General features: G+C 64.1%; 23 protein-coding genes and 1 pseudogene. 10 read left to right on the top strand and 14 right to left on the bottom strand.

Annotated elements, in window-relative coordinates:
- Window positions 1-126 precede the first annotated feature (126 nt).
- The 6 genes from purB to C1A35_RS09540 form a co-directional block, all read right to left on the bottom strand.
- Window positions 127-1,428, bottom strand: coding sequence for an adenylosuccinate lyase (gene purB, locus C1A35_RS09565; protein WP_104664093.1), 1,302 nt, complete (start codon window positions 1,426-1,428; stop codon window positions 127-129).
- A 62-nt stretch (window positions 1,429-1,490) separates the two neighbouring features.
- Window positions 1,491-2,051: a hypothetical protein gene (locus C1A35_RS09560; RefSeq protein ID WP_104664092.1), complete on the bottom strand. Its 561-nt coding sequence runs from the start codon at window positions 2,049-2,051 to the stop codon at window positions 1,491-1,493.
- The gene (locus C1A35_RS09555) at window positions 2,048-2,791 is read right to left on the bottom strand and encodes a DUF2259 domain-containing protein (protein ID WP_104664091.1); all 744 of its coding nucleotides are present in this window, start codon (window positions 2,789-2,791) and stop codon (window positions 2,048-2,050) included. The genes C1A35_RS09560 and C1A35_RS09555 overlap by 4 nt, the downstream gene beginning before the upstream one ends.
- Window positions 2,788-3,465 (bottom strand): ribulose-phosphate 3-epimerase, encoded by a 678-nt coding sequence (gene rpe, locus C1A35_RS09550; RefSeq protein WP_104664369.1) that lies wholly within the window; start codon window positions 3,463-3,465, stop codon window positions 2,788-2,790. The genes C1A35_RS09555 and rpe overlap by 4 nt, the downstream gene beginning before the upstream one ends.
- Before the next feature lie 76 nt (window positions 3,466-3,541).
- A complete protein-coding gene (locus C1A35_RS09545; RefSeq protein ID WP_199772898.1) occupies window positions 3,542-4,549 on the bottom strand; it encodes a P1 family peptidase in 1,008 nt (335 codons plus the stop codon).
- Window positions 4,546-5,637: a branched-chain amino acid ABC transporter substrate-binding protein gene (locus C1A35_RS09540; RefSeq protein ID WP_104664090.1), complete on the bottom strand. Its 1,092-nt coding sequence runs from the start codon at window positions 5,635-5,637 to the stop codon at window positions 4,546-4,548. The genes C1A35_RS09545 and C1A35_RS09540 overlap by 4 nt, the downstream gene beginning before the upstream one ends.
- A 260-nt stretch (window positions 5,638-5,897) precedes the next feature.
- On the opposite strand from C1A35_RS09540, the pseudogene C1A35_RS09535 reads away from it, so the two are divergent.
- From C1A35_RS09535 to C1A35_RS09505, 7 genes and pseudogenes are all read left to right on the top strand, one after another.
- A pseudogene (locus tag C1A35_RS09535) lies at window positions 5,898-6,424 on the top strand (flavin reductase family protein).
- A gap of 113 nt (window positions 6,425-6,537) precedes the next feature.
- Window positions 6,538-7,467: an AAA family ATPase gene (locus C1A35_RS09530; RefSeq protein WP_104664089.1), complete on the top strand. Its 930-nt coding sequence runs from the start codon at window positions 6,538-6,540 to the stop codon at window positions 7,465-7,467.
- A complete protein-coding gene (locus C1A35_RS09525) occupies window positions 7,467-8,723 on the top strand; it encodes a vWA domain-containing protein (protein ID WP_440271514.1) in 1,257 nt (418 codons plus the stop codon). The genes C1A35_RS09530 and C1A35_RS09525 overlap by 1 nt, the downstream gene beginning before the upstream one ends.
- Window positions 8,724-8,746: 23 nt before the next feature.
- Window positions 8,747-9,079, top strand: a complete 333-nt coding sequence (locus tag C1A35_RS09520) for an XdhC family protein (RefSeq protein ID WP_104664088.1) — start codon at window positions 8,747-8,749, stop codon at window positions 9,077-9,079.
- A 2-nt stretch (window positions 9,080-9,081) separates the two neighbouring features.
- Entirely contained in the window at window positions 9,082-9,786 is a 705-nt protein-coding gene (locus C1A35_RS09515; RefSeq protein ID WP_104664087.1) for an XdhC family protein, read from the top strand.
- Window positions 9,783-11,399, top strand: coding sequence for an NTP transferase domain-containing protein (locus C1A35_RS09510; protein ID WP_104664086.1), 1,617 nt, complete (start codon window positions 9,783-9,785; stop codon window positions 11,397-11,399). The genes C1A35_RS09515 and C1A35_RS09510 overlap by 4 nt, the downstream gene beginning before the upstream one ends.
- A gap of 1 nt (window position 11,400) precedes the next feature.
- Window positions 11,401-11,718 (top strand): TfoX/Sxy family protein, encoded by a 318-nt coding sequence (locus tag C1A35_RS09505; protein WP_077961152.1) that lies wholly within the window; start codon window positions 11,401-11,403, stop codon window positions 11,716-11,718.
- Window positions 11,719-11,812: 94 nt separating this feature from the next.
- Here C1A35_RS09505 and C1A35_RS09500 read toward each other — a convergent pair whose 3' ends face one another.
- The 6 genes from C1A35_RS09500 to C1A35_RS35860 form a co-directional block, all read right to left on the bottom strand.
- A complete protein-coding gene (locus C1A35_RS09500) occupies window positions 11,813-12,244 on the bottom strand; it encodes an NUDIX domain-containing protein (RefSeq protein WP_104664085.1) in 432 nt (143 codons plus the stop codon).
- An 8-nt stretch (window positions 12,245-12,252) separates the two neighbouring features.
- Window positions 12,253-13,761 carry a DEAD/DEAH box helicase gene (locus C1A35_RS09495; protein WP_104664084.1) on the bottom strand — a complete coding sequence of 503 codons (1,509 nt, stop codon included), beginning with the start codon at window positions 13,759-13,761 and terminating at the stop codon, window positions 12,253-12,255.
- A 185-nt stretch (window positions 13,762-13,946) separates the two neighbouring features.
- Complete coding sequence (locus tag C1A35_RS09490; protein ID WP_234822841.1) at window positions 13,947-15,281, bottom strand: M23 family metallopeptidase; 1,335 nt, start codon at window positions 15,279-15,281, stop codon at window positions 13,947-13,949.
- A gap of 105 nt (window positions 15,282-15,386) precedes the next feature.
- Window positions 15,387-16,214, bottom strand: coding sequence for a ferritin-like domain-containing protein (locus C1A35_RS09485; RefSeq protein ID WP_104664083.1), 828 nt, complete (start codon window positions 16,212-16,214; stop codon window positions 15,387-15,389).
- A gap of 7 nt (window positions 16,215-16,221) precedes the next feature.
- Window positions 16,222-16,689, bottom strand: a complete 468-nt coding sequence (locus C1A35_RS09480) for a peroxiredoxin (protein WP_104664082.1) — start codon at window positions 16,687-16,689, stop codon at window positions 16,222-16,224.
- A gap of 55 nt (window positions 16,690-16,744) precedes the next feature.
- Window positions 16,745-16,972 carry a hypothetical protein gene (locus tag C1A35_RS35860; protein WP_158665031.1) on the bottom strand — a complete coding sequence of 76 codons (228 nt, stop codon included), beginning with the start codon at window positions 16,970-16,972 and terminating at the stop codon, window positions 16,745-16,747.
- Window positions 16,973-17,099: 127 nt separating this feature from the next.
- Here C1A35_RS35860 and C1A35_RS09475 point away from each other — a divergent pair, with 127 nt between their 5' ends.
- A complete protein-coding gene (locus tag C1A35_RS09475; RefSeq protein ID WP_104664081.1) occupies window positions 17,100-20,492 on the top strand; it encodes a YhdP family protein in 3,393 nt (1,130 codons plus the stop codon).
- A 50-nt stretch (window positions 20,493-20,542) separates the two neighbouring features.
- Here the strand turns inward: C1A35_RS09475 and tyrS are convergent, their stop codons facing one another.
- Window positions 20,543-21,796 (bottom strand): tyrosine--tRNA ligase, encoded by a 1,254-nt coding sequence (tyrS, locus tag C1A35_RS09470; RefSeq protein ID WP_104664080.1) that lies wholly within the window; start codon window positions 21,794-21,796, stop codon window positions 20,543-20,545.
- Between the two features lie 98 nt (window positions 21,797-21,894).
- Here tyrS and C1A35_RS09465 point away from each other — a divergent pair, with 98 nt between their 5' ends.
- Window positions 21,895-23,028 carry an anhydro-N-acetylmuramic acid kinase gene (locus C1A35_RS09465; protein ID WP_104664079.1) on the top strand — a complete coding sequence of 378 codons (1,134 nt, stop codon included), beginning with the start codon at window positions 21,895-21,897 and terminating at the stop codon, window positions 23,026-23,028.
- Between the two features lie 140 nt (window positions 23,029-23,168).
- On the top strand, window positions 23,169-24,368 hold the full coding sequence (locus tag C1A35_RS09460; RefSeq protein WP_104664078.1) for a GGDEF domain-containing protein: 1,200 nt from the start codon (window positions 23,169-23,171) through the stop codon (window positions 24,366-24,368).
- Here C1A35_RS09460 and C1A35_RS09455 read toward each other — a convergent pair.
- Entirely contained in the window at window positions 24,363-25,184 is an 822-nt protein-coding gene (locus C1A35_RS09455) for an alpha/beta fold hydrolase (protein WP_104664077.1), read from the bottom strand. The genes C1A35_RS09460 and C1A35_RS09455 overlap by 6 nt on opposite strands.
- Between the last annotated feature and the right edge of the window lie 104 nt (window positions 25,185-25,288).

Raw genomic sequence — 25,288 nt, 5'->3', positions numbered from 1 at the left:
GCCCTGATTTTTACACGCGATGCGTGAATTTCCTGCTAACGGAAATGCCCGCATTTGAGCGACGTGCTCCAAATGCGGGCATAACAACAAAACCAATGGCCTACGGCCGTCCGTTCAGCGCGGAGGTCAGCCGAAGACGCGCTTGAAGATCGTGTCGACGTGCTTGGTGTGGTAGCCGAGATCGAACTTTTCGCGGATGTCTTCTTCGGACAACGCCGCGCGCACTTCCGCATCGGCCAGCAGTTCTTCAAGGAAGTCCTTGCCCTGTTCCCAGACCTTCATGGCGTTGCGCTGCACGAGGCGGTAGGCATCCTCACGCGACACGCCGGCCTGCGTCAGCGCCAGAAGCACGCGCTGCGAATGCACGAGCCCGCGGAACTTGTTCATGTTCTTGGTCATGTTTTCGGGATAGACGAGCAGCTTGTCGATGACCCCGGTCAGACGGGCCAGCGCGAAATCGAGCGTCACCGTTGCATCCGGGCCGATCATGCGCTCGACCGAGGAGTGCGAGATGTCGCGCTCATGCCAGAGGGCAACGTTTTCCATGGCCGGAATAGAGAAGGCGCGCACCATGCGGGCAAGACCCGTGAGGTTTTCGGTCAGGACCGGATTGCGCTTGTGCGGCATCGCCGACGAGCCCTTCTGGCCCGGCGAGAAGTATTCCTCGGCTTCGAGAACCTCTGTGCGCTGCAGATGGCGGATCTCGGTTGCAAGACGCTCGATCGACGAAGCGATGACGCCGAGGGTGGCGAAGTACATCGCATGGCGGTCACGCGGGATGACCTGGGTGGAAACCGGTTCCGGCTTGAGGCCAAGCGCCTTGGCGACATGCTCCTCCACGCGCGGGTCGATGTTGGCGAAGGTGCCGACGGCGCCCGAGATCGCGCAGGTGGCGACTTCCTCGCGCGCGGCGATGAGGCGCTGCTTGCAGCGATCGAACTCGGCATAGGCGAGCGCCAGCTTGACGCCGAAAGTGGTCGGCTCGGCATGGATACCGTGCGAACGGCCGATCGTCACCGTGTCCTTGTGCTCGAAGGCGCGGCGCTTCAAGGCTTCGAGCAGCTTGTCGAGGTCGGCAAGCAGCAGATCCGTGGCGCGCACCAGCTGGACGTTGAAGCAGGTATCCAGCACGTCGGACGAGGTCATGCCCTGGTGAATGAAGCGGCTGTCCGGACCGACGAATTCGGCAAGATGCGTCAGGAAGGCGATGACGTCGTGCTTGGTGACCGCCTCGATTTCGTCGATGCGCGCGACGTCGAAGGTGGCGGCGCCACCCTTTTCCCAGATCGTGCGGGCTGCATCCTTCGGGATCACGCCGATTTCGGCAAGCGCATCGCAGGCGTGGGCCTCGATCTCGAACCAGATGCGGAATTTCGTTTCCGGCGACCAGATGGCCACCATTTCCGGTCGGGAGTAGCGGGGGATCATGGGCTTAAGCTTTCGTCGTCAGTGGAGGATGGCCGTGCCTCTAGCAAAGATAGCCGTGAAGCTCAACGCCGTTGCTTGCTGCGGTCGCTTGCCAGCCACAGGCTGACACCAAGCAGTATAACACCGCCGACCGGCAAATAGAGGCGAAGTCCCATGACGAGAAACTGGTAGAAGGCGATGAGCGTCGTAAAGGCGAACTGGAAGAACCAGGTCCGGGTTCCGATCGGGGCATGCCATTGCGAATAGAACTCCCGGTAGTCGAGCGCAAAGAGCAGTGCCGTCATTCCGATCGTGCCGAGCGAAAGGAAGAAGAGATAGGCGGCGAAACGCGTTTCCGCGCGGCGTCCGATCGCCGCGAAGCGGGCGAGAAACAGCGCAGACGGCCAGGCGAGCAAAGCGCCGGCCCCAAAGATCCAAAGAAGTTCGGCCAGATGAAAGGTCACGTCCCGTTCCCGCAGCCACAGCGCAAACCACGCCGATAGCGTCATCGACGCGCTCCACAACGGTGCACCAACGAGCAGCAACGGAACGCTCGGCACGGACCGGGCGAGACGGGTCCGTTTCCGGGCACCAGCCGCCGCACGCCCCGCTTTCGCTTCGACGCTGGCGGCCGTTTCGTTCATTTCGCGATCCGCGTCGGGATCGCGATCCAGCGCCCGTCGGTCGTGCCTTCGAAACCGAGCGACTTCACCAGCACCATGATCACATGGGTCTCCGAACCGTCATCGTTCCTGTGGGTGACGGCGCCACCGATCTGGTAGCCGGTCGGGCAGCGACGGCTTTCCGGTATGCGGCTGTCGTCCTGAAGCACCTCGCTTGCCGGCGTGCCCGCCTTCATCGTCATCGACAGACGGAAACCCTTGGCCTCCTTCAGGAAATCCTTGCAGATGCCTTCCGGTTCGAAGCTCTTTTCTTCGAGGGTCACCGCATAGGTCTCGCGGAAGGCTTCGTCTGCCGCAAAGGAATCGTAGGTGAGCGCCAGTGGCTTGGCGTTGGTTTCCGTGATCGGATTGAAGGCCGCGAGCAGTCCGGGCGCGTCGGCCAGGCGATAGGCGTCGATCAGGGGTGCCGCCCGGCGGCGGGCATCGTGGCGAGCCTTCGACAGCGGACTGCCATCCTCGCGGCTGACGGCACGCACCGGTGCACCCGGCAGGAAGCTGTCATTGCGCGTGTCGATCACATAGATGGTCGAATAGGGAAAGCCGGAGCCGTCCTGAACGCCATACTCCTCGAAGGCAAAGACATTGCCGTCGGCCGAAAAGCCGATCGGCTGCAGTGCGGCATAGTCGCCGGCAAGGGCCGGCGATGCCACTGCCGCGGCAGCAAGCGAAAGTACGCCGGAAAGTGCCGCGCGTCGCTTCATCGATAGGCCTTCTCCGCAGGGGCGCGGATCGCCTCGATCCCGGCGCGATAAGCTTCGACAGAACCGCCCTTGAAGATCGCCGAACCAGCCACGAGCACGTTGGCGCCGGCGCCGCTGGCAATTGCGGCCGTCTCAGGCGCAATGCCGCCGTCCACCTCGATCTCAATTGGCCGATCGCCGATCATCGCCTTGATGCGGCGGATCTTTTCGGCCGTGGCATCGATGAACTTCTGACCACCGAAGCCCGGATTGACGGTCATGACGAGGATGAGGTCGACCTGGTCGAGCACGTATTCGATGGCGCTTTCAGGCGTTGCCGGATTGAGCGAAACGCCGGCCTTCTTGCCGAGCGACCTGACAGTCTGCAGCGAACGGTGAAGATGCGGACCGGCTTCGGCGTGAACCGTCAGGATATCGCAGCCGGCCTTGGCGAAGGCTTCGAGAAACGGATCCGCCGGCGAAATCATCAGGTGGCAGTCGAAGGTCGCATCGGTGTAGCGGCGCAGCGACTTGATGACATCGGGGCCGAAGGTGATGTTCGGCACGAAATGACCATCCATGACATCGAGATGGATCCAGTCCGCGCCGGCATCGACGACATCGCGAACCTCCTGACCGAGCTTGGAGAAATCGGCCGCCAGGATCGACGGGGCAATGCGGATAGGGTGGGTCATGGCGCACTCCAGCGTGTTTTCGGCGGGAATAGCACCGCCGAGCCTGCCAAACAACATGCCTGCGATCAAAGCTGCGTCAGCTGCGCTCAGACCAGCAGGGCATGAGATCGTTTTCCGCCGGTGTCGCATCGTGGACGCCGCGGGCGATGGCGCGTGCCATGGTGGACGCGGCAACCGCGCCGAGATCGATGAAATCCTCAAGCGTCGGCGTCTTGCCGCTGGCCCCGGTCGCAAGCGCGAAGATCAGGTCGCCGTCGAGCGGCGTGTGGGCCGGCCAGAGCCCGCGGGCAAAACCGTCATGGGCGGCGATCGCCAGGCGCTTCGCCTCGGCCTTGGTCAGCACCGCATCGGTCGCGATCACCGCGATCGTCGTGTTGGCGACGGCCGCCTGGCGGTCGCGGAACTTGATGCGGATGTCGGCCGCGTCGGCCGGCAAGGGATGGGGCAGGCCAAGCCCACCGAATTCGTCGCCCAGTTCGAAGGGCGCGGACCAGAAATGCCCGGTCTCTCCGACGGTGGCGGATCCGAGTGCATTGACGGCGACGAGAGCCCCGATGGTTATGCCGTTCGGCAGAACGGTCGATGCCGATCCGAGACCACCCTTCAAGGTGGCCGTCAGCGCGCCGGTACCGGCGCCTGCCGAGCCGGTCGAAAAGGTAGCGCCGGCCCGCTGAACGGCCTCGAAGCCGAGTTCGCGATAGGGCGGGAAGCGTCCCCAATCCTTGTCGCCACCGTTGATGAGGTCGAAGAGGATCGCCGTCGGTACGATCGGTATACGGTGCGGACCGACGGCAAAGCCCCGGCCCATTTCCTTGAGCGCGGCCTGGGCGCCGGAGGCGGCATCCAGCCCGAAGGCCGAACCGCCCGAAAGCACGAGCGCGTCAACCGTCTGCACCGTGTTGTGCGGGTCGAGAAGGTCGGTCTCCCGGGTTCCCGGCGCACCGCCGAGGACCTGAACGGCAGCGGTAGCCGGCGGGTCGCAGACGATCGCGGTGACGCCCGACTTCAGGCGATGGTCTTCGGCGTTGCCGACCGCCAGACCTCTGACATCGGTGATCAGGTTCAGCGGCCCGCTACGCATCATGGGGTAACTCCTTCAGCGGCCGCGGGCACGAAACGGCTGCCTTGCCACTGCATCAAACGGTAGGGATTGTCGGCACGTTCATGCTGAGCGTTGAAGGCGGTAAGGCCGAGAACGGTCGGGTACGGTCCTTTGCCGGCGATCGCCTCGATCAGCGACTTTTCATCCTGGGCAGCCCGGTCCTTGGCTTCCTCCAGCAAGGCCATCACGGCGAAGGCCGGCATCACGTAGCCTTCCGGCTCGATGCCGGCGGCCCGCATTTCGTCGGCGAAGGGTTTGCCTTCCGGCGATTGCGCCGCATCCGGCAGCGTCACCGCCAGCACGCCGTCGGCAAGCGGGACCGTGAGATCGGCCGCATTCAGGGCATCGCCGCCGAGCAAGGCAAGGTTGGCACCTTCCGCCAGGGCGTCGCGGGCGATCACTGCGGTATCCTGCCGGTCGCCGCCGGTGAAGACATGGGTTGCGCCGCTTTTCACCAGGCGCCGCACCAGGTTGATCTGCTGTTCCTGCGCCGGCCGATAGGTGTCGCTGAAGACCGGCGTCATGCCGATTTCGGCAAGGGCAGCGCGCACGGCCTCGACCAGCTCCCGGCTGTGGATCGTGCCATCGTCGACGAGCGCGATCGGCTTGTCCTTCCAGCGGTTGACGATGGTATCCACGATGGCCGCAGCCTCGGCATTGCCGCTCGGCGCGAGGCGGAAAAGCGGCCATTTGTTCTTGAGCGCGTCTTCCATCAGGATATCGGAGCGCACGCTGAGCGTGATCGCCGGCAGACCCGCCTCGGTGAGCGCCGGAAGCGTTGCATCCAGGCTCTCGGTGCAGAGAAAGCCGACGGCCGCCTCGGCGCCAGCCGCAAGCAGCGCCTTGGACAGCGCTTCGTTGCCGGCGGTATCGCAGGTCTCGGGAATGACGACGATCTCGCTGCCGCGATCACCGGCCTTGAAGCCGGCGCCGTCGATGATCTGCTTGCCCAACGGAGCAAACGGGCCTTCAACCGGCGCGACGACCGCAACCTTGACGCCGGCAGCGATCGCCGGCGTCGCCTGTACCAGTCCGGCAAGGATAAGACTGGTGACAATGGATCGACGCATTCACTTACTCCGCCGCCGCATGCTTCCCCAACCGAACCGATCCGGGCAAGTTCCTACGGCGAGCCACCACAGCTTCCTCTTCCGTTGCCGCTCACGTCACACGCGAGGCACGGTCGTTGCCGCATGTTTTAAGGATGTGCCCCGCGGCGTCAAAGGAAAAGATGCCGCTCCTGGCGAAGAAGGTTCAATCCGCGTCACGGCCACGTCGCAGATGTGCAAGAATCTCCCTCCGGCGGGTTTCATATTTTCCGCCAGCGTCTATGTATGTGCCTGACATCGCCCGGAGAAAGATGTGTTGGAGAAGACCCGGCTGGACCCTATCAGTTATCGCGACGCGATGAGCCGTCTGGCCGGTCACGTGCAGATCATCACCGCCGCTGACGGCAGCGAACGGCGCGGCGTCACCGTTACTGCCGCCTGCTCGGTTTCCGACAGCCCGCCGACGGTTCTCGTCTGCCTGAACGGCGCCAACCCGCGCAACGAGATCTTCACCCGCAACGACAGTTTCGCGCTCAACCTGCTCGGCGACGAGCACCGGGCGCTGGCCCATGCCTTCTCCGGCCGTGATCAGCTCGACATGGATCTGCGCTTTGCGCTCGGACAGTGGACGCGGCTTACGACCGGCGCACCGATCCTCGTCAATTCCATTGCCGCTTTCGATTGCCGCCTGGTTGAAGTGAAGACGATCGCAACGCATCTGGTGCTCTTTGGCGAGGTCGTCGATGTCGCGATCGGGCCGTCCCGCCCGCCGCTCATTTATGTGGACCGCGGATACCACTCGCTATAAGTTTCATGTAGTGATCGACTGTTCATTTGACATGAGAAGATCGCTATAATGCTTTGAATCTCCGGTGCAATTATCGGCTTCAAAGAATCGATTCCAGCCGTGGCGGAGGAGACATGGCGACACAGGCGACAGCGGGCCTGCCGCAGTCCATCGAGGAGACGATGGCGCTGCTGGAGGCGCATGACTATCTTGCCGGCACGGCGCTCGCGACCGTGCTGTTTCTTGCGCTGCGGATGAAGCGCCCGCTCTTTCTCGAGGGCGAGGCAGGGGTCGGCAAGACCGAGATTGCCAAGGTTCTGGCAAAGGCGCTCGACCGGCCGCTGATCCGGCTGCAGTGCTACGAAGGCCTCGACGTGGCATCGGCCGTCTACGAATGGAACTATCCGGCGCAGATGCTCGAAATCCGCCTGTCGGAAGCAGCCGGCAAGGTCGACCGCAAGCGGGTCGAGAGCGACATCTTTTCCGAACGGTTCCTGATCCGCCGCCCGGTTCTGCAGGCGATTTCGTCGAATGGCGGGCGTGCACCGGTTTTCCTGATCGACGAGCTCGACCGGACAGATGAAGCCTTCGAGGCGTTCCTGCTGGAAGTTCTGTCCGATTTCCAGGTTACCATTCCGGAACTTGGTACGATCCGGGCGGACGAACCGCCTGTTGTGATCATCACCACCAACCGCACCCGCGAGATCCATGACGCGCTCAAGCGGCGCTGCCTCTATCATTGGGTGGATTACCCCAAGGCGGCGCAGGAACTGGAGATCATCCGCCGCAAGGTTCCCGGCTGCAACGCGACCTTGTCGCGGGAAGTCATCGCCTATGTGCAGCGGCTGCGCACGATCGACCTCTTCAAGAACCCGGGCGTGGCCGAGACCATCGATTGGGCAACGGCGCTGACGGAGCTCGACCGGCTGGCGCTTGATCCGGAGACGATTGCCGACACGCTCGGAACGCTGCTGAAATACCAGGACGACATCGCCAGGATCGAAGGGGCCGAGGGGCGAAAACTGCTATCCGAGGTCAAGGCGGAACTGCTGGCGACGAACTGATGATGGAGACACGGGAACAGCACCGGAACGATGTTCCCCCGCCAATCGCGGCAAGCGACGGACGGCTTGCCGACAATATCGTCTTCTTCGCGCGCGCGCTCCGGCGCGCCGGCATCAAGATCGGTCCCGGGGCCATCGCCGACGCCATCGATGCAGTGGCGCTGATCGGGATCGGCGGGCGGGACGCGTTCTATGCCGCGCTGCAATGCGTCTTCGTCAAACGCCACGAGGACCAGCCGGTGTTCGACGAAGCTTTCCGGTTGTTCTGGCGCTCACGCGGGCTCGTCGAAAAGATGATCGCGATGATGTCGCCGCTGGCGCCGGAGCGCGACAGCGAACGCCAACAGCGACGGGCCGGCGAGACCCGCGTCAGCGACGCGCTGCTGTCCGGGCATGAGGCGGAACGGCCTGCGCGCGACGAGCCGGAAATCGAAGTCGACGCACGTTTCACGGTCTCCGGTCGCGAGCTGTTGCGCCGAGCCGATTTCGCGCAGATGAGCGCTGCCGAGCTTGCCGAAGCCAAGCGCGCGCTCTCGGCCCTGACGCTGCCGATGGACCGCGTCGTCACACGGCGCTTCCGCCCTTCGAAGCGGCAGATCCGTATCGATCCGCGCGCCACCATGCGCGACGCCATGCGCTTCGGCGGGGAACTGATCCTGCCGCGGTTCCGCGAGCGACGCGTGGTCCATCCGCCGATCGTGGTGCTCGCCGATATCTCCGGTTCGATGAGCCAGTACACCCGGATCTTCCTGCATTTCCTGCATGCGCTGACCGAGGAGCGACGGCGCGTCCACACTTTCCTGTTCGGAACCCGGCTGACCAACGTTTCGCGCCATTTGCGCAATCGCGACCCGGATGCGGCGATCGACGACTGCGTGGCCGCAGTCAAGGACTGGTCCGGCGGCACGCGGATCGGCGAAACCCTGCATGAGTTCAACCGGCGCTGGTCGCGACGCGTGCTCGGGCAGGGCGCCATCGTGCTTTTGATCACCGACGGGCTTGAGCGCGACGACGTCGGCGATCTCGAAACCGAGATCGACCGGCTGCACCGGTCCTGTCGACGGCTGATCTGGCTCAATCCGCTGCTGCGTTTCGACGGCTTCGAGGCGCGGGCGCGCGGCGTGCGGGCGATGCTGCCGCATGTTGACGAATTCCGGGCCGTACACAATCTTGAATCGATTGGGGAACTGGTGAAGGCGCTTTCCGGGCTGGGCTCCCGGCGGGCTGACCCGCGACGGTTCCTTGGATCACGGTGACCGGTCCGGCGGGAGGTGGCAACATGCTGGAAGCTGCAAATGTTCTCGATCCGCTCGAGATCGCCGAAGCCTGGCTGAAGGAGGGACGCCGGGTGGCGATCGCAACGGTGATCGAGACCTGGGGTTCGGCGCCGCGTCCCGTCGGCAGCCATCTGGTCATCGACGGCAACGGCAATTTCCAGGGCTCGGTTTCCGGCGGCTGCGTCGAAGGCGCGGTCATTACCGAAGCGGCCGACGTCATCGCTTCAGGTGCCGCGAAAATACTCGATTTCGGCGTTGCGGATGAGACCGCCTGGCGCGTCGGTCTTTCCTGCGGCGGCAGAATCCGGGTCCTCGTGGAAAGGGTCGACGGCTGACGATGGAACGGACGATCCTCGAAACACTCAACCGTGCGCGCGCGGCCCGACGCGCCGCCGTCACGATCAGCGATCTCACGGGCGGCGTCCGCGTGCATCTCGAAGGTGACGACTGTCCCGAGCCCTGGCGCCTTGCCGTCACCAGCGCCCTCCAGTCCGGCAGAGCCGGTATAGTGGAGACGGAGCAGGGCGCCTTCTTCCTCAATGTCTACGTGCCGCCGCCACGGATCCTCGTCATCGGCGCCGTGCATATCTCGCAGGCGCTCGCCAGGATGGCCCCCGTCGCCGGCTTCGACATGACGATCATCGATCCACGCACAGCCTTCGCAACGCCGGAGCGCTTCGCCGAGGTCGAACTCATCGCCGAGTGGCCGGAGGATGCGTTGAAGGAGAGGCCGCTCGACCGCTTCACTGCGCTCGTCGCCGTCACCCATGACCCGAAGATCGACGACGGACCGATCCGTGCCGCCCTTGCGGCCGGCTGCTTCTATGTTGGCGCGCTCGGCAGCCGGAAAACCCATGCGACGCGGGTCGAGCGGTTGCGGCAGGCCGGTGTTTCCGATGCCGAGATCGCCCGCATCCGTGCGCCGATCGGGCTCGACATCGGTGCGGCGAGCCCCGCAGAGATCGCCGTTGCGATCCTCGCCGAGATCATCGAGGCGCTTCGGCGCCGCGATACCGGCCAGATCCAGGGAGCGATCGCGTGAGGTTCGGCTCCATCAAGACAGGTGAGGCGAACGGAGCCATTCTGGCGCATGCGGTCAAGATGGATGAAACCCGGCTGCCAAAGGGCCACCGGCTTTCGCCCGCCGATATCGCCGCCTTGATCGCCTGCGGCACGCTGGAGGTCGTCGTCGCGCGCCTCGACCCTGGCGATCTCATGGAAGACGAGGCGGCAAGGCTGATTGCAGCGGCAATCGCACCCGATCACCTGCGTTTCTCCGGGGCAGCAACCGGGCGGGTGAACGTCTATTCGCGGGTCGCCGGCCTCTTCGTCGCGACACGCGAGACCGTCGATCGCTTGAACCGCATCGATCCGGCAATCACGCTCGCCTGCCTTGCCGACCATGTGCCCGTGCAGCCCGGCGACATGGTCGCGACGATCAAGATCATCCCGCTTGCGGTGGCGGGCCACTTCGTCGAGGAAGCGCAGACGCTGCTTCAGAGCCACGCTGCCTTTGAAGTCAAGCCCTTTGCCGCGCGGCGCGCGGCGCTTATAGCAACTCAGTTGCCAACCTTGAAGCCGCAGGTCATGGACAAGACCAAAACCATCCTGGCGGCCCGCCTCAGGCAATCGGGAAGCGAGCTTCTGACCGAGCGGCGCGTCGCCCACACAGAAAGCGCGGTCGCTGCGGCAATCGACGATTTGCTGCCGGATCATGACCTGCTGGTGGTCTTCGGCGCCTCCGCCGTCGCCGATCCCGACGATGTCATTCCGGCCGCGATCCGGCGGGCCGGCGGTGCCGTCGATCACGTCGGCATGCCTGTCGATCCGGGCAATCTTCTCGTTCTCGGACGTGTCGGCGAAACGCCCGTCGTCGGCGCGCCCGGCTGCGCCCGCAGCCCGCGCGAGAACGGCTTCGACTGGATACTCGACCGCATCCTTGCCGGCGAATGGCCGAGCTTCGACGACATTACGGGGCTCGGCGTCGGCGGCTTGCTGAGCGAAATTCCGACCCGTCCGCAACCCCGCGAACCGGCAACGCAGTTGCAGTCCGAGGCGGTCGCGGTCGTCGTTCTTGCCGCCGGCCAGGCGAGCCGGATGGGCGCTGACGGAGGGCACAAGCTTCTCGCGACCTTCGATGGGGTGCCACTCGTGCGCCGCAGCGTCGAAGCCGCACTCGCGGCTGCGCCGGGCAAGGTCAGCGTCGTGACCGGCCATCGCGAAGTCGATATCCGTGGCGCGCTGGAAGGGCTGCCAGTGACCTTCGTCTCCAACCCCGACTACATCTCGGGCATGGCGTCTTCCCTGACGGCGGGGCTTTCGGCGATTAGCGGGCGCGCGGCCGGCATGCTGGTGATGCTCGCCGACATGCCCGGCATTAGCGGCGACGACCTGCGCCGGCTGATTGAATGTTTTGTCGGCGAAGGCGGACGCTCGATCGTCCGCGCGACCGCGGGCGGCCAGCGCGGCAATCCCGTCGTCCTGCCGCGGCAGACGTTTTCGGCGATCCGGCAGTTGGTTGGCGACGTTGGTGCAAGGCACATCATTGAAAAGAGCGGGCTGCCGGTGATCGACGTCGAACTGGGGGCTCAGGCACGTCTCGACCTCGACACGCCGGAACAGATCATCGCCGCCGGCGGAATTCTGGAGAAATAGCGTGGACAATGTTGCGATCGAGGAAATGTTCGAAACGCTCGGGCCGGTCACGATCAAGCGGATGTTCGGCGGCAAGGGCATCTATTGCCAGGGCGTGATCTTCGCGCTCGAAGTTGACGGCGAAATCCTGCTGAAGGGCGACGAACAGACGGCGCCGGAGTTCGAGGCGGCAGGATCGAGGCAATGGGCCTATGACGGAAAGGGCAAGCCGGTGAAGATGCCCTACTGGAGCATTCCGGAAGATGCCTTCGATGACCCCGACGAAATGGCCCGCTGGGTACGGCTTGCCTATGAGGCGGCGCTACGCTCAAGAAAATAAGCCGGACCTGCCAATGCAGTCCGGCTGGTCGAGCGAGCAAAGTGATCGCGATTGCGGCGGGCAACAGGCCTAGCGAGGCGCGCCTGGGGCGCGGTTACGCCGCGACGCTCTGCTCCTGTTTGCGCAACGCTTCGACAGCATCGGCGGAAAAACGCGAGAGCGGCTCGGGCAGAGCATCGAGATCGAACCAGCCGAATTCGGACAGTTTCTCCGGTTCGGTGAGCTGAGGTTCGCCCGAGAAATCCCGGGTCACGTAGATCATCGAGATCCAGTGCTGCCGATCGGCGTCGATCACCTGTTCGCTGAGACAGAGAAATTCGGTGGAGCCAATCTTGAGGCCGGATTCTTCTTCGGCCTCGCGGCAGGCCGCAGCCTGCGAACGTTCCATGTGGTCGACCTTGCCACCGACGATGTTCCAATGTCCGGCCTCAGGCGCGTTGACGCGCCTGTAGAGCAGGATCTTGCCATCGCGCACGATGACAAGTCCGCAGCCAAGGCCCGGAAAATCGATTCCCGGCAGACCCATGGTCGCGATCAGGCCTTGCCGGCAATCAGCATGAAGGCGGGGATTTCGTCGCCGAAGCCAACGGGCGTCGGGCCATCGTCATAGTCGCGGCGGTGACGGTTGCGGCGGTCGCGATTGTCGTCGTTGGCAGGGTTCGATGCACGCACCGGACGATCGCCGCGGTTGTTCTGTGCCTGCTTGTTCTCTGCGCTGCGTGCCGGTTTCACCGATTCCGCCCTTTCCACGACTGTTTCAATTTCGGCCTCACTATCGGCGCGCACGGTATCGGATTTATGATCGGAACGGCCCTTGGAACCGCGATCCCCATCTTTTTTCCGGTCCTTGCGGCCATCACGACCGCGTTCACGGCGGCCGGTGTCGTGGCTTTCCATCGGCTCAGGCAGATTGGAAAGATCGCCGTTCAGCCATTCGACCTTCTGGCCGATCAGCTTTTCGATGGCGTCGGAGAATTTCGTGTCGCGCTTGGTCACCAGCGTGAAGGACGCGCCCGAGCGGCCGGCACGGCCGGTACGGCCGATGCGGTGGACGTAATCTTCCGCGTGGATCGGAACGTCGAAGTTGAAGACGTGGCTGACATCAGGGATATCAAGGCCGCGGGCCGCAACGTCGGAGGCGACGAGCAGCTTGATGTTGCCATCCTTGAAGTTGGCCAGCATCGTCATGCGCGACCGCTGGTCCATGTCGCCATGGAGTGCGCCGACGGAGAAGCCGTGGCGGTCGAGCGAACGGAAGAGGTCGGCGACATCCTTCTTGCGATTGCAGAAGATGATCGCGTTCTTCAGTTCGTCCTGGGCACGAATCAGATCACGCAGTACCGCGCGCTTCTCGTAATCCTTGGCATGTGCTGCGACGAAGCGCTGCGTCACCGTCTGCGCCGTGGAAGCCGGGCGGGCGACTTCGACGCGCTCCGGGTTCTGCAGGAAGCGGTCGGCAAGCTTCTGGATTTCCGGCGGCATCGTCGCCGAGAAGAACAGCGTCTGGCGCGTGAACGGGATCAGCTTGGCGATACGCTCGATATCGGGAATGAAGCCCATGTCGAGCATACGGTCGGCTTCGTCGATGACCAGGATCTCGACGCCGCTCATCAGAAGCTTGCCGCGCTCGAAATGATCGAGCAGGCGGCCGGGCGTGCAGATCAGCACGTCTGCGCCACGCTCGAGCTTGCGATCCTGCTCGTCGAAGGACACGCCGCCGATCAGAAGCGCGATGTTGAGCTTGTGGTTCTTGCCGTACTTGTCGAAGTTCTCCGCGACCTGTGCAGCGAGTTCGCGCGTCGGCTCCAGGATGAGGGTGCGCGGCATGCGAGCGCGAGCGCGGCCCTTTTCGAGCAGCGTCAGCATCGGCAGCACGAACGAAGCCGTCTTGCCCGTACCCGTCTGGGCGATGCCCAGGATGTCGCGACGCTGCAGCGCCGGCGGGATGGCGCCAGCCTGGATCGGGGTCGGGGTTGTGTAGCCCGCATCGGTGACAGCGGAGAGAACTTTTTGGCTCAGGCCAAGGTCAGCAAAATTGGTCAAAGGGAAATCTGTTTCCGTTCCGGTTCAATAGAACACTGATCGATCAATGGAAAACGCACGAGCACGTGGCCGCGCTCTTAAGCTGAACGCCGCTGAAAGTCAAGAAATCCAGCACGTTGAAGCAGTAAAAGGTAAATAGTGGCGAATCTGTCGCATTTCTTGTCAAGCGGAACCGCGCGTCGGCGTCAGTTCATATAGCCCGCAAGCTTGGTGCTGGCGTCCAGAAACCGCATGGGGTCCACGGCCTCGCCGTTCAGCCGGATTTCGTAGTGCAGGTGCGGTCCGGTGGAGCGCCCCGTGTTGCCGGACTTGGCGATGACTTCGCCCGCCTTCACCTGGTCGCCGGCCTTTACCAGCACGGTGGAAAGGTGGGCATAACGGGTGGAGACGCCATTGCCGTGGTCGATCTCGACCATGTTTCCGTAGCCCCCTGTCAACCCAGCATTGGTAACCGTGCCGGGCGCTGCCGAGCGGATACGCGTACCGATCGTTGCGCGAAAATCGATGCCGGCGTGGAGTGCCAGGCGGCCGAGAAACGGATCAAGCCGATTGCCGAAATCGCTGGTTATGTCGCTGGCCGGCGAGGGATTGCCGAATGGAAGCTTGCGCGCCTGCGCACGCGTGCGGTCGAGTTCGATGAGCGCGGTATCAAGCGCTGCAAGCGAGCGGCCGAAATCGTCATTGCTCGCAGGCTCGACGAACGGACCGCCAATCGCCGTATCGGCCGAGCCGGATGTTTCGCTGGCCGGGATCATCGCCGCAACGTCGTCGACGGGCAGATCGACTCCGGTGCGCCCGACGATCGAGCGAATCGCGTCCGACGTCCTGGCGGCACCGTCCGTCAGCCGCTGGACGCGCGCCATCTGCTCGCGCTCGACATCCTTCAGCGAAAGCGTGACCTTGGAAAAAATCCGGTCGGCGCGGTCGGAACTTGATTCGCCGACAGAAGGCGCGGCGTAGGCGAGGGCGGGGACAGTCGCAGCACTGACCGGCGCAACGTTCAGTCCCATCAGCTTCTCGATTGCCTTCACACTGCCGCTGCTGCTCGCATCGGCGCGTTTTTCATAGGCAAGCGGTTCGATGGCGGCAGGCGCGTCGGTTGCCGTCGTCACGCCGGAATTCTCCGCCCTTTCGACCAGGGCGCCGAGCTTGCCGTTGCGCGATGTCAGCGCCATCTGCTGGCGCAACAACTTCTCGACCTTCTCCTCGACCACCTGCTGGTCGAGCAATTGCCGGCTGGTGACCCGGTCAACCTGCGCCCGCAGCGCCGTGATCCGATCCTCGTACTCATGCTGCATGCGGGCCTGGCGGGCAATCGTGCCGCCGATGAGGTCGTCGCGCAGAACCAGATAGGAGGTGGCGGCAAGATAGCCGATGCTGCAGACGCCGGCGAAGGAGACGGCGAGCGCCGCCATCCAGGGGCGCACGGTCATGTGCCGGACCTTGTCGCCACTGGCGAGGATCAGAACATGATTCTCTTTGCGTTTTCCAAAGGCACGATTTGCCTGATGTCCAGACACCCGTTCTCTCCCGCCATGTGCGCGTTGCCTCGCATCACCTGCGGATCATTACACTTCGTTAGGGTTAACAATCGGTAAGGATCATTGCGGGAAGGTGATATCGGCCTAGCGGTTGGTCGACGCGGTCATCGAGCGGTAGAAGGACGGCGTCAGGCCGGCCTCCGCCCGGGCGATGTCGTTGAACGGCGCCTTAAGCGGACCGCGGAAATTGGCGCGCACCAGCGCCTGGAAGGTCGCCGCCGGATCCTTCTTCTCGCGGGCGCACAGAAAGCGGAACCATTTGGCACCAACGGCGACGTGGCCCTTCTCATCCTCGTAGATGACATCGAGCACGGCCGCGCTCTCGAAGTCGCCGGTTTCGCGCATCTTGGCCTGAAGCGCCGGCGTCACGTCCAGACCGCGTGCTTCGAGGATGAGGGGCACGACGGCAAGCCGTGCCGTCAGGTCGTTGCGCGTATCGTGCGCCGCTTGCCAGAGGCCGTCGTGGGCGGGCAGGTCGCCATAGTCGGCGCCGAGATCGTTCAGGCGCTGACGGACCATGCGGAAATGCTTTGCCTCTTCGAAGGCGACGCGCATCCAGCCGTCAAAGAAGGAATTGGGCACCGGCTCGGTCGCAAAGCGGGCGACGATATCGAGAGCGAGATCGACGGCGTTCAGTTCGATATGGGCGATGGAGTGCAGGAGCGCGATGCGGCCCTTCAACGAGCCGAGAGACCGGCGTTTGACCTGCGTCGGCGGCGTCAGCACCGGCTTGTCGGGCCGGCCCGGGCGCACCGGCACCGGCCGGTCGAGCGGCGAACGCAGCGACAGCGTGCGGCGCTGCCAGCGCCGCGCGGCTTCCTGGGCGAGCGCGGTCTTGACCTCAAGGTCCGCGGCGCGGATCGCTTCGACGGCACCGCCCCGCAAGCTGTGAAACACGGGCAACTCGGTCATCGCTTCCTCAGAGCGCCTTTGCGGCTTCAAGGACTTCGCGGGCGTGGCCGTCGACCTTCACCTTTTCCCAGACCTTGGCGACGAAGCCGTCGGGGCCGATCAGGAAGGTGCAGCGCTCGACGCCCATATACTTGCGCCCGTACATCATCTTCTCGACCCAGACGCCATAGGCATCGACGGCAGACTTCTCCTCGTCGGCGGCCAGCGTCACCGTCAGGTTGTGCTTCTTGGCGAAGCGGTCGTGTTTCTTCACCGAATCAGGCGAGAGCCCGATCAGCGCTATGCCGGATGCCGCGAATTCGTCGGCAAGCTGCGAGAACGAGATCGCCTCAAGCGTGCAGGCCTGCGTGTCGTCCTTCGGATAGAAGAACAGCACGACCGGGCGGCCGCGCAGGGCAGAGAGCGAGATCGTGCCGCCGCCGTCGCGCGGCAGGGTGAAGTCGGGAGCGACATCTCCGGGAGCGGGTCTTGCCATGATTAAACCTTCCTTCCGCCAAGTTTTGCAGACAATCGCGCGTTACTGCATGTTTTTATTGGTCTTTGCCGATCTGAGGGCAAAACGTGCAGTGCTCGATGTGCCAGAGCGCCATGTGCGCGCCGCAAGGCGCGCGGCGCTCTTGGGCATAGCGAAAATCGTCGACTGCCGTCCAGCGCATTTGTGCTAGATTCGACAGGTTTCGGACGGCATCGGCCGCTACGAAACGTTGCAGTCGCCTGCGCGCGCGATTCCCATCGCAGGTGGTGCCTTTCCACAGCATGGTCCGGCACCCCTTGGTGACTCGGCATGACGACATGTGGTCTACAGGAAGCGAGAAGCGGTCGCCCCCGAAACGATGGAGAAGGGGCGCCGGCAAAACTCGTATCGAACGGAGGACGTCCGCGCTGATGAGTGAGATCCGCGGCGAAAAAGTCGGCTTTCGCAAGAAAGACATCGTCGCGTTGCATGCGTTGCCTTCGGCGCAGGCGCACGAGCCCATGATCGTGCACGCGCCACGCAAGAGCAGAGCCGTGCGCCTGTGCGCCAAGATTGCGCTGCTGACGTCGCTGCTTGCGCTGTCCATCGCTGCAATCCTCGTCGTTGTCATCGAAAGCGGGCTGATGGACAGCACGCTCAACGCGCGCGCGCGCAGCGCGCTCAATTCCGCGCTCGGCGACAACTACCGCGCCGAGGTCGGCAGCACGGTCGTGCGCATGACCGCAAGCGGCGCGATCGCGCTCAGGGCGCGCGAAGTGGCACTGAGCGAAGCGTCCACCGGCCAGCCGGTCGCCAAGCTCCGCGCCATCTCGATCGCGCTCGACCCGCTGGCGCTGGTGACCGGGCGGATCGCCGTCTCCAACCTCGAAGCGGAAGGCGGCGATTTCGACACCGGGCTGCTGCCCCGCGGCGAACCGCTCGATCTGACCAGGATTCGCATTGCCGACGTCGGCGATGCCCTGGAGGCAATATTCTCCCACGTGGACCGCATGTCGCAGATGGCGGCTGGCCGCGGCAGCCAGACGGTCACGCTTTCGGATTTCAGTTTCTCCGTCATCGGTTCGCGCGATCGCATCGTCCCCATTGTCGCCAACGCGATTGAGTTCAACCGCGATGCCGGCGGCTCGATGAGCGTGAAGGGCAGCGTCACGGTCGACGGGGTGGATGTCGATCTCAGCGCAGACGCTCTTGGCGACAAGGGACACGTGACCGGCTTCGAAGCGGCGATCACCAACCTGCCGCTCGCGCCATTCTTCTACCATGGCAAATCGGGTTCGGAGCCGCCCTTCGGCGTGGTCGCGTCGGCCGGGCTGCAACTGAAGGCGACACGGGCAGCCGGGAACGCGAAACCGGATCTGCGCGTAACGGTGCGCACGTCCAAGGGCGAATTCCATGCCGGCAACCTCGTCTCGACGCTCAATGCCTCGCAGATGGAGGTCGCCTATGACTTCGAGCGCTCGTCCGTCGAGATCCTGCCGTCGATGGTCAAGATTGGCCGCTCGACCTTTCCGTTTACCGGCGCGATCATCGACCTCGACAAGATTGCCGGCGCCACGGACAAGGGCTTCGCCATCGATCTCCTGCTGAAGAACGCGAGCTCGGCGCCGGAAGACGTTGCCGACCCGCCGCTGATCTTCGATGCCAAGGCAAATGGTCGCTTCGTGTCGGACAAGCGCCGGCTGATCTTCGATCAGCTCGCGGTATCGAGCCCGCTCGGCTCCATGTACGGCTCGCTTTCGGTCGCCTTCGGCAAGACCTCGCCGCAGATCAGCTTCGCCTCGGTCAGCGATCGCATGGAGGCGACGGCCGTCAAGCAATTGTGGCCGTGGTGGCTGGCCAAGGGCGCCCGCCGCTGGGCGATCGCAAACCTCTTCGGCGGCACGGTCACCAATGCACGCATCGAAGTGTCGGTCGCCGAGGGCCGAATCGCCAACAACGAAGGCGAACTGAAGCTCAACGAGCAGGAACTCAACATCAACTTCGATATCGACGACACGCGCATCAACATCACGGGCGAAATACCGCCGCTGCGCGACACGGCCGGAAAATTCAAGCTGAGCGGCCAGCGCATGACCGCCCGGATCGAGGAAGGCACCGCCTTCTTCCCGTCGGGACGCTCGGTCGCGCTCAACGGCGGCGAATTCATCCTGCCCGACGTCTACACCAAACCTCTTATGGCCGAGATGAAGATCGAGGTCGGCGGAAATGCCGACGCGATCGCCGAACTCGTCAGCTACAAGCCGATCCAGGCGCTGCAGAAGACACCGCTGCTGCCGGAGGATTTCAGCGGCCCGTTGACGGCCGTCGTCGGGGCGCGCTTCGGACTGATCTCGGACCAGCATCCGCCGAAGCCGCTCTATCAGGTGGAGATGCAGCTTGACGGCGTTACGGTGAACAAGGCGATGTTCGGACGCTCGGCCGAAGACATCGTCGGCACCTTCCGGGTGGACAATCAGCAGGCGCTCCTTGATGCCGACGCCCGCGTTGAAGGGGCCAAGATCAAGGTCGTCCTGACGGAGCCGGTCGAATCGAACTCGACCGTGAAACGCTCGCGCCGGATTTTCGGCACGCTCGACGATGCCGTCTGGCGGAACCTCACGCCGGGCCTGTCGCGCATCATCTCCGGACCGATCGCCATAGATGTGACGATCGACGAGACCGGCAAGCAAAAAGTGAAGATCGGGCTCGCCAAGGCTGCGCTTTCGCTTCCCTGGATCGGCTGGAGCAAGGGCGTGGGCATACCCGCCGAGGCGCAGTTCGTCTCAAGCGAAGGCGACGATGGGGCCAGTATCAGCGACTTCGCCATTTCCGGCGACGGCTTCGGCGCGCGCGGCGCTCTGCATGTCGACGATGGCGGCCTCGTATCGGCCGATTTCGACAATGTGCGCCTGGCACAGGGAGATGACTTCAAGGTCTCCGTCGACCGCAACAAGGGCGGCTACACAGCGGTCTTGACGGGTGCCGCTGCCGACATCAGGCCGATCCTGGCCCAGCTGAAGGCCGGAAGCGATCAGAGCCAGGACGCGGGCGACGATGTCACGATCAAGGCGCAGCTTGGCCGCGTTACCGGCTTCAACGGCGAGTTCCTGTCCAACGTCAATCTCGTCTATGGCGAGCGCGGGCGCCAGATCGAGGACGTCAATCTTTCGGCCGTCACCAGCAGCGGCCAGGCGCTCGTCGCCCGGCTCGCCAAGGCCGGCGCCGACAACACGCTGGAACTGACCTCCGGCGACGCCGGGGCGCTGGCGCGGTTTGCCGACATCTACCAGAACATGCGCGGCGGCCTGCTCAATCTCAAGCTGCGCGACCGCGGTGGCCGCTCCTGGCGCGGCAGCGTCGATATCCGCAAGTTCCAGCTTGTCGGCGAACAGCGCCTGCAATCGATGGTGTCGACGCCGACAGGCGCGGACGGCCGGAGCCTCAATCAGGCCGTGCGCCGCGACATCGACGTGAGCTCGGCCCGGTTCGAGCGCGGCTTCGCCCAGCTTGCGCTCGACCGCGGCGCGATCCGCGTCGACGGCGGCGTCCTGCGCGGCACGGATGTCGGCGCGACGTTCCAGGGGACTGTTCGCGACAACAACGGCATCATGGACATGACCGGCACCTTCATGCCTGCCTATGGCCTCAACCGCATCTTCGGCGAACTGCCGCTGATCGGCGTGCTTCTCGGCAACGGCCGCGACCGTGGCCTGCTCGGCATCACCTTCAAGCTCAACGGCCCGTTCAATCAGCCCAAGCTGACGATCAATCCCTTGTCGATCATCGCGCCGGGCGTCTTCCGCAGCATCTTCGAGTTCCAATGAAAAAGGCCGGCGCTGGGCCGGCCTTCTCATTCCATCTGAAGCGGCTCGGTTCAGGCCGGGCGCACCAGGATGTGCTTCTTCTTGCCCAGCGACAGCTTGACGACGTTGTCGGCGGTCACGTCGCCGGTGCCGATGACCCGGCGCTCGTCGCTGACGGCTTCGTCGTTGATCCTGACGGCGCCGCCCTGCACGTGCCGACGCGCTTCGCCGTTGGACGCAGCAAGGCCGGCGCGCACGATCAGCGTCAAGAGGCCGAGGCCGGCTTCAAGCTCGGCGGCCGGGATCTCGACCGAGGGCAGGTTGTCGGCGAGCGCGCCTTCCTCGAAGGTCTTGCGGGCGGTTTCCGCCGCCTGCTCGGCGGCTGGGCGGCCGTGCAGCATGGCGGTGATTTCGGTTGCCAGGATCTTCTTGACCTCGTTGATCTCGGACCCGCCAAGCTTGGAGAGCCGCTCGATCTCGGCCATCGGCAGCGTCGTGTAGAGCTTCAGGAAGCGGGTGACGTCGGCATCCTCGGTGTTGCGCCAGTACTGCCAGAAATCATAGGCCGACAGCATGTCCGGGTTGAGCCAGATGGCGCCGTTGACGGACTTGCCCATCTTGGCGCCCGACGACGTGGTCAGCAGCGGCGAAGTTAGCGCGTAAAGCTGCTCGGTGCCCATGCGGTGGCCGAGGTCGATGCCGTTGATGATGTTGCCCCACTGGTCCGATCCGCCCATCTGCAGGCGGCAGCCGGTGCGCTTGTGCAGCTCGACGAAGTCGTAGGCCTGCAGGATCATGTAGTTGAATTCGAGGAAGGACAGCGACTGCTCGCGATCAAGCCGCGTCTTGACGCTGTCGAACGACAGCATGCGGTTGACCGAGAAGTGGCGGCCGACGTCGCGCAGGAATTCGAGGTAGTTGATGCCCAGCAGCCAGTCGGCGTTGTTGATCATCAACGCGTCCTTGGAGCCCTCGCCATAGGTGAGGTAGTTGGAGAAGACCGTCTTGATGCTGGCGATGTTGGCTTCGATCGTCGCCGGCGTCATCAGTTGCCGCGCCTCGTCCTTGAACGACGGGTCGCCGACCATGCCGGTGCCGCCGCCCATCAGCGAGATCGGCCGATGGCCGGTCGCCTGCATCCAGTGCAGCATCATGATCTGGATCAGGCCGCCGGCATGAAGGCTCGGCGCCGTCGGGTCGAAGCCGATATAGGCCGTCACGGTTTCCTTCCGGAACAGTTCATCGAGACCAGACTCGTCGGAGATCTGGTGGATGAAACCACGCTCGCTGAGGGTGTGAAGGAAATCGGACTTGAAACCGGACATGATCTGTCTCTCTTGCGGGGGAGTTTTTGAACGAACGGGCGTTTAGCACTGTTTTTGCGCATAATCACTTCAAAAGTGATTCTGGAAATGTTGACCGCATGACGCAGACAAGAACGGCAATCGGCCTGATGAGTGGCACGAGCATGGACGGCATCGATGTCGCCTTGCTGAGGACCGACGGGCAAACCGTCGTCGAACGCGGTCCATCCGCGGGCTTTTCCTATGACGCGCGTTTCCGCGACCGGCTGAAGCAGGGACTGGTCGATGCGAAGGCCATCACGCAGCGCGATGAAAGGCCGGGTGCACTTGCCGACCTCGAGCGCGACCTGACGCTGCGGCATGCGGAAGCGGTGAAGACCTTTCTGAAGCAGAACAGCCTGTCGGCGGCGGACATCGACGTGATCGGCTTTCACGGGCAGACGGTGCTGCACCGTCCCGACGAGGCCCTGACGGTGCAGATCGGCGACGGCCCGCTGCTGGCCCGCGAGACGGGCGTCGACGTGATCTACGACATGCGCGCCAACGACATGGAACATGGAGGGCAGGGCGCGCCGCTGATCCCCGCCTACCACGCGGCACTCGCTCGGGGCGCGGCCGGCCTTGCGGCACCGGTTGTCTTCGTCAACATCGGTGGCATTTCGAACCTCACTTTCATCGGCGGGGGCATCGGCGAAGGCGAGACGCTCATTGCCTATGACAGCGGGCCCGGCAACACGCTGATCGACCAATGGGTCGAGGCTCATGCCGGCATTCCCTTTGACCAGGGCGGCATGATCGCCAGCGAGGGGACGGTGCTGCCGGCGCTTGCCGAACGCTATCTCTCCAACCCCTTCTTCACCGCGACCACGCGCCGCTCGCTGGACCGCAACGATTTTGGGCCGCCGGCCGGAAGCGATGCCGGCCTCGCCGACGGTGCCCGCACGCTCGCCTACGTCACGGCGGCGGCGATCATCACGTCGGCCGGGCATCTGCCGGAACGGCCGGCCACCTATATCGTCTGCGGCGGCGGCCGGCTCAACCCCGTGATCATGCGCGACCTCACCTCGCTCGCCAAAGGCGAGGGGGCCACGGTGCTTGCGGCGGAGGAAGTCGGCTTCAATGGCGATTCGATGGAGGCCGAAGCCTGGGCATACCTCGCCGTGCGGGCATTGCAGGGTCTGCCGCTCACCTATCCGGGGACGACGGGCGTCCGGCATCCCGTAAGCGGCGGCCGGTTCGCCGGGAAAACTTGACATTGATCGTTCGAGCCTGGCATTTACTTGCCACCCGAACGGATTAATCAAATTTTCGCAACAGCGACTTAGTATCCTGGCCGCTGCCACAGAAGGTGGCGAAGAGCGGCCCGGTGCCGCACGAGGTTTCAGGTTCGTCGATGGGTGGTGCGATTTCTCTGCTGGCTGTGAACTTCATCATCGCGCAGATATTCACGGCCGCATTTCTCATCATTGCCGCAAAGAGCCGGCAGCGGCGCGCGGCTCTCTGGTGCGCCGCCGGATTTGCCGTCGCCTCGCTTGCCGCCGTCTGCGAAACCATCGTTCCCTTTTCCTCGACCCCGCGGCTCTTCGCCGTCAGCGCGTTTGCCTGCGTGCTCGGCGGCTTCTGTCTTCTGCGTTTCGGCCTCGGTCTTTTCTATCAGGTGCCGGCGCGGCTGCCCCTGCTCGGTGCCTTCTTCGCTGCCGGCGTCGTCCTGGACCTGGCGATCTACGACCTGCCCAGGGGCACCTGGCAGCATGCCATCCCGTACCAGGCACCTTTCGTCGTGATCCAGGCGTGGACGGCATCCGTCGTCCTTCGCTCCGGCCGCCGCACGTTCTTCGACTGGGTGCTTTTCGGCCTGCTGGCGCTCTCTGCCGCCTACTACCTGATAAAGATCTACGCAGCGGTGGCTGCCGGTTCCGGCGCAACCGCCCAGGACTATGTTTCAAGTCCCTTCGCGCTCATTTCGCAGGCGCTTGGCGCGATCCTCATCGTCGGTGCCGGCCTTGCCATGCTCGGTGTCATGGTCAAGGAGATCGTCGACGATGCACAGGCGCGCTCGGAGATCGACCTGCTCTCCGGCCTCTACAACCGCCGAGGCTTCATCGAGCGGGTCATGCCACTCCTGCACGCCCGCGCCACCCCGACGCCCGGCACGCTTATCCTCGCCGACCTCGACCGCTTCAAGCTCGTCAACGACACCTACGGCCACCTCACGGGCGACGAGGTCATTCGCCGGTTCGCGCGGGTGCTGATGGACGTGATGCCGAACCGTGCCGTTGCCGGCCGCCTGGGCGGCGAAGAATTCGCGGTCTTCCTGCCCTGCACGGATCTGTCCGAAGCGCGCGTCGTCGCCCACGGCATGCGTGCGGCGATCATGTCCCAGCAGATCGGCGGACTTCCGGAAGCGGCAAGGGTGACGGCGAGCTTCGGCGTCACCGCCGTCGGCAGCGGCGAGGCGCTGGATCCGGTGATACAACGCGCCGACAAGGCGCTCTATGCCGCCAAGGCGAATGGCCGCAACCGCGTCGAATGTGCCGAAGCACCGACCACGGTCGTCAACCCCAGCGTTCCGCACTGGATCGGGCGGTCATAGACGACCGGCGTCTAGGCGATGCATTTCTCTCGGAGAAACCGGAGGATGTCTTCGGTTCTGCAGTATCGAAAAATGGCTGACCTCAGGCTGGATCAGCAGGCCGGACCCCGGAATGTTGTCGGCGATGAACAGCGTTTCGTCCCGTTTGATGGCTTCCTCATGGTCGCCATCCACCACCCAGACAGGGACCCGGATTTTCTGAAGGTCGCCGGCTGCGATGTTCGGCTGCGAAGTCCACATCACCATCATCTCGTCGAAGAAGCGCTTAAATCCCCCCGGGGTCGACGACAGCAGGGCGTACTCTTCGCCCGTTCGCGCGATATAGGCGTTGAAGACTACGCTCTTGGTAAAATCGTGTGTTCCGGACGGATTGCTGTTCGCCCCGAAGGAAAAGACACCGGCTATGAGATCCGGATGCCGAATCGCCAGCAGGAGCCCGATAATCGCACCGTCGCTCCAGCCGATGATGGCCGCCTTCGGCAACGTCAGGTGAGCCATCAGTGCCATGACATCGCCTGCCATCAGATCATAGCTCATGCTCCCACTGCCTCGGGAGCTGCGTCCGTGGCCGCGGCTGTCCATCACGATGACCTGCCAGGTTTTGGCGAGCTCGCCGACCTGAAGCCCCCAATAGTCGGAATTGCCGAGCCCGCCATGCAGCAGAATGACGGGAGCGCCCGAACCGTACACAGCGTACCAGATCCTGGCGTCTGCAACCTCGACAACACCCTCTCGACCGCCGGCCGGACGCTGTGGAGTGGCGGGCAGGGTTAGCCACCTCGGTTCGCACGCCGTCACATTCGACACCTGCGACATGGCCCCCTCCCGTGAATATTGCTCGGTTCTGCCCACCCAAACAGCCTAGACTTGCACTATACGCCGATCACACGGCGCTGAAACTCATCCTATCGGGTGAGCGG

It is taken from the genome of Ensifer adhaerens, from assembly GCF_002940685.1.
Classification (GTDB): Bacteria; Pseudomonadota; Alphaproteobacteria; order Rhizobiales; family Rhizobiaceae; genus Ensifer; species Ensifer adhaerens_E.
The sequence above is the reverse complement of the archived record's forward strand: the minus strand, read 5'-3'. Positions and strand labels throughout refer to the sequence as shown.